Here is an 11,358-nt window from a genome sequence, read left to right on the forward strand (position 1 = left end):
CAAGATGACGACGAGCACCGCCGAGCGGGCGCGCGAACTCACCGCCGCGCGTTGCCCCTTCGTGCACGCCACCGTGGTCCGGGCGCAGGAACCCACCTCCGCCCGGGCCGGCGACGACGCGGTCATCCTCGCCGACGGGTCCATCGAGGGCTTCGTCGGCGGGGTCTGCGCCGAGACGTCGGTGCGTGCCGCCGCCATGGAGACGCTGCGTGACGGCAACTCCATGCTGCTGCGGGTGCTGCCCGAGGACTCCGCGGAGTTCCCCGAGACGCCCGGCGCGCTCGTCGTCGTCAACCCCTGCCACTCCGGCGGGGCGATCGAGATCTTCCTCCGGCCGGTGCTGCCGAAACCCCTCGTGGCGGTCGCGGGGGAGAGCCCGATCGCCCGGGCCGTGGCCGACCTCGCCGGGTTCCTCGACTTCGAGGTGATCTCCGCCTCGTCACCCGAAGGGGTCACGGCGGTCGTCGTGGCAGGGCTCGGCCGGGACGAGGAACGTGCCATCCGGACCGCGCTCGACACCGGGGTCGGCCTGATCGCCTTGGTCGCCAGCCACACGCGCTCGGCCATCCTGCTCGACGCCATGGGCCTGACCGTGGACGAGCGCGCCCGGATACGCCCGCACGCCGGGATCGACATCGGTGCCCGTACCCCCAAGGAGATCGCTCTGTCGGTCCTGGCGGAGATCGTCCGCGAGATGCGGACCGCATCGCTGAAGGCCGCACCCGCCGCCTCCTCTCCGGCTTCGGTCCCGGTCTCGTCGCCGTCCTCGCATGCCGAGGCCGCGGCCTTCGCCCAGGCCGAACCAGAGTTCGTGGCCGGCCCGACCCTGCCCGTCGGGCCGGCCACGTTCACGCCCGCCGCCACCGCGATCGACCCGATCTGCGGCATGACCGTCGTCATCGGCGCCGACACCCACCACGCCGTCGTCGACGGCCAGGACTTCTGGTACTGCTGCCCCGGCTGCCTGAAGAAGCACACGCGCGGCCGGAACTCATGAGCGTGACGGGCCTGGTGCTCGCCGCGGGCGGTTCGCGGCGGCTCGGCGAGGCCAAGCAACTGCTGCCGTTCCGCGGCCGCACCCTGCTCGACGCCACGCTGGACATGGCCCGGTCCTGCCAGCTCGACGATCTGGTGGTCACCCTGGGCGGTTCGGCCGCGGAGATCCGCGCCAACGTCGACCTTTCCGGCGTACGGGTTGTCGAAAACCCTGCCTACCAGGACGGATGCGGGTCGTCGATCCGGACCGCGATCCCGCACATCGACACCGACCGGCTCGTCCTGCTGCTCGGTGACCAGCCGCTGGTGTCACCGTTCGACGTGCGGCGGGTCGCCCTCGTCGACGCACCGATCGGGGTGTGCCGGTACGCCGACGGCCTCGGGCATCCGTTCGTCTTCCACCACCAGGTGTACGACGACCTCTCCACCCTGCACGGCGACAAAGCGGTGTGGAAGCTCCTGCACTCGGGCCGGCACCAGGTGACCGAGATCGCCACCGCCGGTACCGTGCCGGTCGACGTGGACACCCCGGAAGACTACGAGCGGCTACTGGCGAATGAAGAATCCTGAAGAGGTCGTCCAGCGTCTGGACGCCGTCGACTACCTGGCCGACGAGGGCCTGGCCATGGCCGTCTTCCTGGCCCTGCGCCTCGGCAAGCCACTCCTCCTCGAGGGTGAGCCCGGAGTCGGCAAGACCGCCGCCGCGAAAGCCCTGGCCCAGGCCCTGGACACGCCGTTCATCCGCTTGCAGTGTTATGAGGGCCTGACCGCCGGTGAAGCCCTCTACGAGTGGAACTACCAGCGGCAACTCCTGCACATCCGGCTCGGTCAGGCCACCGGCGACGCCTCCCTGTTCACCGACGAGTTCCTGCTGGAACGGCCGATCCTGCGGGCTGTCCGCTATGACGGGCCCACCCCGCCGGTGCTGTTGATCGACGAGATCGACCGGGCCGACGACGAGTTCGAAGCGCTGCTCTTCGAGTTCCTCGGCGAGGCCGCCGTCACCGTTCCGGAACTCGGCACCTTCGCCGCCACCCGGCCCCCGGTCGTGGTCCTGACCTCCAACCGCAGCCGCGACCTGCACGACGCCCTGCGCCGCCGTTGCCTCTACCACTGGATCGACTTCCCGCCCCCGGCCCAGGCCGCCGCCATCGTGCGCCGGGCCGTTCCGGAGGCGTCGGCGCCACTGATCCGCGACGCCACCGAGTTCATCGGCCGGGTCCGTGCCCTCGACCTGGACAAGGCGCCCGGCCTGGCCGAGACCATCGACTGGGTGTCCGCGCTGGCCGCCCTGGGCGCCACCGAACTCGTCGCCGCCGACACGCTGCGCACCCTCGGCACCATCGCCAAGACCCCCGACGACCGCCAGACGATCGCCGCGGCCGTCCCCGCCGTTTCTCAGGAGAACCCGCAATGAAGATCACCAACGAGTTCACCGTGCAGATCCCGATCGACCAGGCCTGGAAGGTCCTCACCGACCTCGAGGGCATCGCCCCCTGCATGCCCGGCGCCCAGCTCACCGGCGTCGAGGGCGAGGTCTACAAGGGCAAGGTGAAGGTCAAGGTGGGCCCGGTGATCTCCGACTTCGCCGGAACGGCCCAGTTCACCGCCAAGGACGACGAAGCCTACCGAGCCGTGATCGACGCCAAGGGCCGGGACGCCCGCTCCGCCGGAAACGCCTCGGCGACGGTGAGCGCCGCCCTGACCGCCGAGACCCCGACCAGCACAAAGGTCTCAGTCGACACCGACCTGAAGATCAGCGGCAAATTGGCCCAGTTCGGCAGCGGCATGATCAAGGAGGTTTCGTCGAAGCTCCTGACCCAGTTCGTAACCAACCTGGAGTCCAAGCTGGCCACCGACGCCGCGCCCGCCGCGCCTGCTACCGGTTCCGCGCCTGCCGCTGCCGCTTCCGCGCCTGCCGTTTCTGCCTCGCCGGAGAATGACGCCGCCGACGCGCCCGCTGCCTCTACTTCCGCTGCCACCGCTGCGGCCTCCGTCGACGCATCCGCCACACCGGCGGCCTCCACCACCACGTCCTCCGCGTCCTCTGAGCCGGCCACGCCTCCCGCTTCCTCTGAGCCGGCGAGGTCCTCCGACGCGGCGACCGGCCCGTCTGCCGCTGCGGCTTCCGTCCAGACCGCCGAACCGGAGGCGATCGACCTGCTCGCCGTCGCCGGCAGTTCGATCTACAAGCGGGTGATCCCGGTGGCTGTCGGCGCTGTCGTGGTCGTCGCGGTGATCGTCTGGTTCGTTGCCCGCGGCTGAACCCGCCCCGGTCCTGCTGCGCGGCACGGACCGGGCTGCGTTCGCCGTCGCGTTCGTGGCCCGTCTGCGCCGCGCCGGCCTGCGGGTCGGCATCACCGAGACCGACGACCTGGTCCGTGCGCTGGCCGCCAGCCCTCCGACGTCCCGGACCGTCCTCTACTGGACGGCCCGGGTGTCGCTGGTCCGCCGCCACGACGACCTCGCCGTCTTCGACCGGGTGTTCACCACCGTATTCGACGACACCCCACCACTTCCGTTGAGCCGTTCGGCGGTGCCCCCGAGAAACCGTGACAACGCCGTCCACGTCGCCGTCCCGGGAACCGGCGGCGAGGCCACTGCCGGGGGCGACGGCCTGCCCTGGGCCACCCTGCCGGCCGTCGTGGCGGCCGGCGACGAGTCCGGCGACGACGGCCTTGATCTTCCCGAGCTGCGCCCGAGCACTCTTGCCGCTCTCGCCGCGGTCCCGTTCGAGGATCTCGACCCGCCCCAGACCGAGGCGCTTGGAGCGGCGTTGCGGGCCGCCCTCACCGACTGGCCCCAGCGCCGTGGACGCCGTCACCGGGCCGACCCGGCCGGCCGCCGGGTGGCTTTGCGCGCCACCATCGCCCGGGCCCGCCGCACCGGCTGGGAGGCGATCACCGTGGTCCGCGAACGCCCGGTGCCGCGACCTCGCCGGGTCGTGATGCTGTGCGACGTCAGCGAGTCGATGCGCGCCCAGGCCGCCGCCTATCTCCAGCTCATGCGGGCGTTCGCGACGGTCGCGGACGCCGAGGTGTTCGCTTTCGCCACCCGCCTGACCAGACTCACCGTCCAACTGCGTCACACCTCCCCGCGCGAGGCCGTCGACCAGGCCGGCACCGCCGTCGACGACCGTTTCGGCGGCACCCGGATCGCCTCGAACCTCGCCGCCCTCCTCGACTCCCACCACGGCGAAGCGGTCCGCGGTGGAGTCGTCATCATCGCCTCGGACGGCTGGGACAGCGACCCGCCGGAAGCGATGACCACCGCGATGACCCGCCTGCGCCGCCGAGCTCACCGCATCCTCTGGCTGAACCCCCGCGCCGGCGCCGCCGGTTTCACTCCACGTGTCGGGGGAATGGCCGCCGCCCTCCCGTTCTGCGACCGGCTGCTTCCCGCCGCCACCTTCGCCGACCTCACCGAAGCCCTTCACCACCTCCACGAATCACGCCTCCGCTGAGGCGCCCACCCGCCGACCGGGTCGCGCCAGGACCCTGTTCGCTTCGGCCTCGGCTGAAGCGGCCTTCGGGTCGCGACCGGCGGTGGCTCTCGAGCCGCGACCGGCGGCGGCTCTCGGGTCGCGATCGGCGGCGGCAGTCGGATGCCGCCACCGGTCCCGCAACAGCGGCCGCATCACGCCGGCCGGCAGCGGAGGAAACGCCGCCGTCGCTGACCACGAAGCGGATTGGCCGAATCGTGAAGGGCCGCCCGTGGCCGGGCTGCGCCGGAGCTGTCCCGGGTCGATACTGCGTGTATGGTGAGCAAAGGCCGGGCGCCCGTCGTCGTGGCGCTACTGCTCGGTGTCGCGGCCTGCGACGGCGAACCCACGCCGGTCACGTCCGCTACGGCGTCCGCTACGGCTTTCATCGCACCTCCATTGCGCCTGCCGGAAGCTGCTCCCGGCGCTGTGTGCCCGGTTGCCGAGGCCCGCACCTGGAACGGCCCAGGACAGGCGGGCCGGGTGCTCGGCGACGGCCCGGTCCATCCGATCGCCGACTACTTCCGCGACGGCTCCGTGCTCGAGTTGCGGCCCGGTGACCGGCAACCGGACGGGACCTACGAGAAGAAGGTCCGCTGGATCGGCGCCGGTTATTCCGGCCCGGTCCTGGTGCGGGCCGCGCGCATCGACGTGCCAGGACCGGCCGGCGTCACCTTCTCCTACACCGGCGAGAAACGCGACGGCGGCCACTACGCCTACCTGACCAGAGAGGACAACGACCTGCCGGCGACGACGACGGTGGCCGGCCCGGGTTGTTACGCCTACCAGGTGGACGGCGCCACGTTCAGCGTCACCATCGTGTTCGGCGCCGTCAGCTCCACCGGGTGAGCACCCGGAGCCCGGGCGGTCCGGGCAGGCCGTGCGGTTCGGGCGGTCCATGCGGTCCGGGCAGGCCGTGCGGTTCGGGCGGTCCATGCGGTCCGGGCAGGCCGTGCGGTCCGGGCGGTCTGTGCGGTCTGTGCGGGCCGGGCGTCCCCGAAAGGTGGACCGGCCCGCACGCGTTGTCAGAGAGCGTCGAAGAACTCCCGCACGTCGTCGCTGAAGAGCTTCGGCTGCTCGGCGGAGAGGAAGTTGCCGCCGGCCGGCAGTTCGGTCCAGTGGGTGACGGGCGCGTCCCGCTCGGCGAAGCGCCTGATCGTGACGTCGGTGACGCCGAGCGCGACGCCCAGCGGAACCGTTGATTTCGGCTTCGGCGCCCACGCGCCCGGGTCGTGCGCCATCTCCCAGTAGAGGTTGGCGGAGGAGCCGGCTGTCCCGGTGAACCAGTACAGGCTGACGTTGGTCAGCAGCAGATCGCGGTCGACGGCGTCCTCGGGCAGGTCGGCGGCCGGATCGGTCCACTCCTTGAACTTCTCGATGATCCACGCGAGCTGCCCGGCGGGCGAGTCGTGCAGCCCGTGCGCCAGGGTCTGCGGCCGGGTCGACTGGATGGCGTTGAAGCCCATCTTGTCGTCGCGGAACTCCTGGAGCCGGCCCAGCCGGGTCTGCTCGGCCTCGGTGAGGTCGGCGAAATCGGCCGGGTCGTCGGAGGGGAACGTGATGTGCCCGTTGACGTGCACACCGATCACCCGGCCGGGCTGCTGACGGCCCATCTCGACGGCGGTGGCGGCGCCTCCGCCGGTGCCCTGCACCCCATACCGCTCGTAACCCAGCCGGGACATGACCTCGTGGAACGCCGCAGCGGTCCGCGCCGTCGTCCAGCCCGGTGTGGTGAGCGGGCCGGAGTAGCCGACGCCCGGGTTGCTCATCAGCACGAGATGGAAGTGCTCACGCAACGCCTCGACCACGGGCAGGTAGACGGCGAACGAGGCGGGCCAGTCGTGGGTGATCAGAAGCGGGGTCGCGGCCGGGTCGGCGGCACGGACGTGGGCGAAGTGCAGCGTCTGCCCGTCGACCTCGGTGAGGAACTGGGGCAGCGCGTTGAGCCGGGCCTCGGCCGCTCGCCAGTCGAACTCGCCCGCCCAGTAGGCGGCCAGGCCGCGCAGGTAGTCGACGGGGACGCCGCGCTGCCAGCCCTGGCCGGGGATCTCCGGTGTCCAGCGGGTGCGGGCCAGCCGGTCGCGAAGGTCTTCGAGGTCGGTGTCGGAGACGTCGATGCGGAAGGGGCGGATCGCGGTCATGCCGGTTTCCTCTTTCCGGAAGGAACGGAATGCTTCGTTCCGTTCGAACGTAGCAGACTGGCGGCGATTGCGGAACAGAGCATTCCGGTCCGCTATAGTCGACGGCATGACGAGCCCGACGTCCGGCCGAGCCCGCCAGGCCGCACGCAATGACGTGACGATCCTGGCCGCGGCCAAAGAGGTCTTCCTGGCCGACAAGCGCGCCCCTGTCGCTGCGGTCGCCGACCGTGCCGGCGTCGGCATCAGTGCTCTCTACCGGCGCTACGCCGGCAAGGAGGACCTGCTCCGCAAGCTTTGCCACGACGGGTTGCGCACCTTCATCGACCAGGCCGAGCAGGCCTCCGCCGCGGCCGACGACTGGGCCGCCTTCGAGACGTTCGTGCACGGCGTGGTCGACGCCGACGTGCACTCGCTCACGGTGCATCTGGCCGGCACGTTCACCCCGACCGACGAGATGAGCGCCGACGCCGTCCGGGCCGACGAGCTGGCCAGCGCCCTGTTCGAGCGGGCCCGACCACAGATGCGGCCCGAGGCCGTTCCAGCCGACCTGACGATGCTGCTGGAGATGTGCGCCGCGGTCCGCGTGCCCGACCCGGTCCGCACCACTTCGCTGCGCCGCCGCTATCTGGCGATGCTGCTGGACGGGCTACGTGCCGGGGCGGCCCTGCCCGGACCGGCGCCCACCTGGCTCGAGATCAACTGGCGCTGGCTGCCGCGGCCGGATGACCCGGCCGTCAACTCCAGAGAGTGACATGAATAGACGGCTTGAAACGGGCCACGTTCACCCCGCTACCGCGCATCATCGCCTGGATGGCCCGCGGCGTCGATGCGAATCGGCCCAGCTCAGCCGCCGCCGACGGCTTACCGCTCTCGGCCAGCGTCAGCGAGTGCCACACCTCTTCGAGAGCCGTGTGCGGCCCGCAGAACTGGACGAGGTGCCCTTTGCGTACCTCGTGCGCGACGGTGAAAGACAGCGCCGCCGCCACCCCGCGGCCGCGTTTGGCCTCCTCGATGGCGGCCGCGTGGCTCTGGAAGATCTGCTGCCGGTCGTCCGGCACCCCGAGCCGCCGCAGCAGGGTCGGGATGGCGCCGCGGTCGGCGGCGGCCGACGGGCCGAGCAGCCACGTCTGATCGCGCAGCTGCCGTGGTGTCGGCTGGGTCCCGGCGAGCGGATGATCAGTTCCGGCCACGACGACGACCTTGTAGTACATGACCGGCCGGCACCGCACCGCCGCGTCGGGCACCGCCGGCGGTGGCCCGATCGCGATGTCGATGCTGCGCTCGATCAGCGCCTCCACGAACGAGCCCGGGTTGCGCACGCTCAATTCGACGTCCAGGTCGGCGGCCCGGCTCGCGAAGAGCTCGATCAGTCCCGGGGCCGCGTGCTCGGCGAACAACGAGGACGCCCCGACCCGCAGCAGCCGCCGCCCCTGTCCGGCGGCGCTGACCTCCAGCACCGTGATGTCCTGCAAGCCGAGCAGCTCGGTGGCCCGGCTGGCGAGCCGCAGCCCGCCGGGTGTGAAGGAGAGCCCGTTGGCCGTCCGCGAGAAGAGCTGATCGCCGAGCTCCTTGCGGAGTTGCCCGATGTGCAGCGACACCGCCGATTCGGAGACCTCGAGCTGCGCCGCCGCCTGCTTCACCGAGCCGCATCGGACGACGGCGGAGTAGGCACGCAACTGTGTGGGGGTCACAGCCCGAAATGTATCGCGATCAACATCGGTAGTGCCTCCCGCGTCGCACATGGTGACCACACCGGCGATCTCACCGATACCGCAGACGCCTTCCGCGCATACGCTGTCGTGCGCCCGAGCCGAACTGGAGAGGAATCCGCCGATGCCGACCTTCGAGGCCACCGACGGTGTGGAGATCTACTGGGACGAATGGCAGGGCGACTCCGACCTGCCACCTGTGCTGCTGCATCACGGTTTCATCGCCAACGGCCAGACCAACTGGGTGCTGCCGGGCATCGTCGCGGCCCTGACCGCCACCGGCCGCCGGGTGATCGCGATCGACGCCCGCGGTCACGGGCGTTCCGGTAAGCCGCACGACCCGGCCGTGTACGGCGAGACCCGGATGGCCCAGGACGTCACCACGCTCCTCGACCTGCTGAAGGTCGAACAGGTCGACGTGGCCGGCTACTCGATGGGCGCGATCGTCGCCCTGATCTTCGCCACCCGCGACCCTCGCCTGCGCCGTCTCGTCATCGGCGGTGTCGGTTCCTCGGTGGTCGAGCTCGGTGGCGTCGACACGCGCGTGATCCCGGCCGAGGCGTTCCGCGAGGCCTTCCACACCGACGACCCGTCCACGATCAGGCACTTCGCGGCGGCCGGGTTCCGCGCGTTCGTTGACGCGGTGGGCGGCGACCGTACGGCTCTGGCCGCCCAGGCCGCCGCCATCCACGCCAGCCCCATCCCGCTGGACACGATCGCCGTGCCCACCCTGCTTGTCACCGGCCGCGACGACGTCCTGGCCACCCGTCCGGAGCTGCTGGCCAAGGCCATCCCGAACGCCCGCCTGGCCGTCATCGACGGCGACCACCTCGGCGCGGTCCGCCAGCCGGCTTTCACCGAGGAGCTGATCACCTTCCTGAACACACGAGGGTAGAACCGATCACCTTCCTGAACACGCGAGGGTAGAACCGATCACCTTCCTGAACACGCGAGGGTAGAACCGATCACCTTCCTGAACACGCGAGGGTAGAACCGATCACCTCCCTGAACACGCGAGGTCAACCGTCATCGGCCGCGTCGACCGAGGGGAATGAGGAAACCCGAGGCAGCGCCCGTGGCCAGACTTCAGCGGTGGGGATGGGCGCTGCCCCGGGACAGTTGAGGCAGCGCCCAGGCCCAGGGTTCAGCGGCGGGGGATGAGACGACCGGGAGCGCAGACGAGGCGGCCGTTCACGGCCTGGCAGGTGGTCTGGTAACCGTGGGTGTAGAGGCCGGCGCCGAGCCACTCGTACCCGACCGCCGGCGTGCGACCCGGAACGACCGGGACGAAGTTGGCCGCGTCGTCGGTGCTGCCCGACCCGTCGTAGCGGGCGACCGCCGGATACGGGTAGACCGGCCGGCTGCGGGCGCCCTTGACGGCGATCACCGATGTCGGTGCGGCGCCGTTCTCCACCCAGTTCAGCATGGGGGTGAGGATGTCGAAGGTGTCCGGGCCGAGCCCGCCGGAGCAGTGGGCCAGCCCGGGGAAGAGGTAGAGCCGGCTGAAGTCGTCGACGGCCCGGCCGCCCATCGTGGCCCGCATCGCGTCGTGGTAGCCGAGCGTCGCCTGCGGGGAGATGTGCTGGTCGGACCAGCCGTGCCAGAGGATCAGCTTGCCGCCGCTGCGCCGGAACCGGCTGAGGTCCGGATCGGTGGCCGACAGGTATTTCGAGGTCTGCACGGTCCGCCAGAACGACGCCTCGGTGAACCGCAGGTCGCTGAGCTGATAGTCCGGGTCGGCGACGTTGAAGTAGGCCAGGTAACGCAGGAACGACAACGCGATGTTCTCGCTGAAGGTGACCTGCCCCTGCGCCGCCGGCACGAACAGGGTCCAGTCCAGTTCGGAGCCCCATTCGTGGGAGATCTCCTGCTCCAGCCGGTTGCCGTGCGGGTCGACCGCCCCGTCGTGCAGTTTGCCGACCACCGCGGCTTCCGCGCGGGTCAGGCAGGTCGCCCGGTCGCCGCAGACCATACGGTACGGGTCGAACCGGCACCGCCGAGGATCATCGAGCACCCCGTCCACGAGTCCGTCCAGGCCGTCACAGGCAGCCATGACCGCCTGATGGATGATCGGCAGCCGGTCGGCGAGCAGGATGTACCGGCCGTCGGCGTCCCGGTTGGCGACGACGTTCCACGCGTGGTGGAAGGTGTTCTGGACGACCAGGTTGTTCGCCGGCGCCCCGGCCACGATCCCGTCGAAGTCGTCCGGGTATCGCTGCGCCTCCATCAGGGCTTCCCGCCCGCCGTCCGAGCACCCACTGAAGTAGCTGTACGCCGGCGGCCGCCCGTAGAACCGGGTGATCACGGCCTTGGCGACCTGCGCGGTCACGTGCACACCACGGTAGGCGAAGTCGATCTGCGCCTGCGGGTTGCCGGCCGCCCACGAGCCGTCGTTGCCGCCTTGGTGTCCCATGTCGGTGGTGGCGCTGGCGATGGTGCCGTCAGCGATCGGCGCACAGGCCGCCGCCTGCGTGTAGTTGATCCGGGCCGTTCCACAGAGCCCACCGCACCCGGTCTGGAGGTAGCGCCCGGTCCATCCGTCGACCGGCAGCCGCATCACGATCGTGTCCGCCGGGGCGATGACACCCTCGACCGCACAGTACGGGGCGGGCGCGCCGTTGCTGGTCACGACCGCCGACCGGAAGGTGACGCCGGGCAGGTCGAGCCCGGTCACGGCGGAGCATTCCATGATCGGGCGGACCGGCGCCGCGCCGGCCGGCCCAGCGGGTGGAACGAACAGCAACGCGGCGGCCAGAAGCGCCGCGGCGAAGATGCGGGTGGAGACGGCCGTGCGAACTGATCTCATGCGGGATCCCCTCGTCGGGAGCCAGTGCTGGAGGTTGTTGCGGCGCCGTGAGCAGAACGATAAATCCCGCAACGCATTCTTAACAAGATGATGTGCAAGATTGTCAACAATCATCCGGGGCGCGGGGCGCGGGGCGCGGGGCGCGGGGCGCGTCTCAGCACCATCCGCCAGCAGCCTCCGGCTGCGTAAGTCTCAGGGAGTCCGCGTCCCATGTACGCGATCGTC

The 11,358-nt window shown here is 70.9% G+C and carries 11 protein-coding genes; 8 read left to right on the forward strand and 3 right to left on the reverse strand.

The window, feature by feature from the left end:
- Positions 1-4 precede the first annotated feature (4 nt).
- The 6 genes from AB0E94_RS40970 to AB0E94_RS40995 all read left to right on the forward strand — a co-directional run bounded on the left by AB0E94_RS40970 (position 5) and on the right by AB0E94_RS40995 (position 5,326).
- A complete protein-coding gene (locus AB0E94_RS40970; RefSeq protein WP_360337820.1) occupies positions 5-997 on the forward strand; it encodes an XdhC family protein in 993 nt (330 codons plus the stop codon).
- Positions 994-1,566, forward strand: coding sequence for a nucleotidyltransferase family protein (locus tag AB0E94_RS40975; protein ID WP_360337823.1), 573 nt, complete (start codon positions 994-996; stop codon positions 1,564-1,566). The genes AB0E94_RS40970 and AB0E94_RS40975 overlap by 4 nt, the downstream gene beginning before the upstream one ends.
- Entirely contained in the window at positions 1,553-2,413 is an 861-nt protein-coding gene (locus tag AB0E94_RS40980; RefSeq protein ID WP_360337826.1) for a MoxR family ATPase, read from the forward strand. Before AB0E94_RS40975 ends, AB0E94_RS40980 begins: the two co-directional genes overlap by 14 nt.
- Complete coding sequence (locus AB0E94_RS40985) at positions 2,410-3,261, forward strand: SRPBCC family protein (protein WP_360337829.1); 852 nt, start codon at positions 2,410-2,412, stop codon at positions 3,259-3,261. The genes AB0E94_RS40980 and AB0E94_RS40985 overlap by 4 nt, the downstream gene beginning before the upstream one ends.
- Entirely contained in the window at positions 3,248-4,459 is a 1,212-nt protein-coding gene (locus AB0E94_RS40990; protein ID WP_360337832.1) for a VWA domain-containing protein, read from the forward strand. Before AB0E94_RS40985 ends, AB0E94_RS40990 begins: the two co-directional genes overlap by 14 nt.
- 294 nt (positions 4,460-4,753) lie before the next feature.
- Positions 4,754-5,326 (forward strand): hypothetical protein, encoded by a 573-nt coding sequence (locus AB0E94_RS40995; RefSeq protein WP_360337835.1) that lies wholly within the window; start codon positions 4,754-4,756, stop codon positions 5,324-5,326.
- Positions 5,327-5,502: 176 nt separating this feature from the next.
- On the opposite strand, the gene AB0E94_RS41000 is transcribed toward AB0E94_RS40995, so the two are convergent.
- Entirely contained in the window at positions 5,503-6,618 is a 1,116-nt protein-coding gene (locus AB0E94_RS41000; RefSeq protein ID WP_360337838.1) for an epoxide hydrolase family protein, read from the reverse strand.
- Between the two features lie 106 nt (positions 6,619-6,724).
- On the opposite strand from AB0E94_RS41000, the gene AB0E94_RS41005 reads away from it, so the two are divergent.
- A complete protein-coding gene (locus tag AB0E94_RS41005) occupies positions 6,725-7,369 on the forward strand; it encodes a TetR/AcrR family transcriptional regulator (RefSeq protein ID WP_360337841.1) in 645 nt (214 codons plus the stop codon).
- Here the strand turns inward: AB0E94_RS41005 and AB0E94_RS41010 are convergent.
- Complete coding sequence (locus AB0E94_RS41010; RefSeq protein ID WP_360337844.1) at positions 7,353-8,309, reverse strand: LysR family transcriptional regulator; 957 nt, start codon at positions 8,307-8,309, stop codon at positions 7,353-7,355. The two genes, AB0E94_RS41005 and AB0E94_RS41010, sit on opposite strands and share 17 nt — an antisense overlap.
- A 142-nt stretch (positions 8,310-8,451) precedes the next feature.
- Between AB0E94_RS41010 and AB0E94_RS41015 the strand changes: the two genes are divergently transcribed.
- A complete protein-coding gene (locus tag AB0E94_RS41015) occupies positions 8,452-9,222 on the forward strand; it encodes an alpha/beta fold hydrolase (RefSeq protein ID WP_360337847.1) in 771 nt (256 codons plus the stop codon).
- A gap of 249 nt (positions 9,223-9,471) precedes the next feature.
- Here AB0E94_RS41015 and AB0E94_RS41020 read toward each other — a convergent pair whose 3' ends face one another.
- Complete coding sequence (locus AB0E94_RS41020) at positions 9,472-11,133, reverse strand: tannase/feruloyl esterase family alpha/beta hydrolase (protein ID WP_360337850.1); 1,662 nt, start codon at positions 11,131-11,133, stop codon at positions 9,472-9,474.
- Between the last annotated feature and the right edge of the window lie 225 nt (positions 11,134-11,358).

Source organism: Actinoplanes sp. NPDC026670 (genome assembly GCF_040638175.1).
Classification (GTDB): domain Bacteria; phylum Actinomycetota; class Actinomycetes; order Mycobacteriales; family Micromonosporaceae; genus Actinoplanes.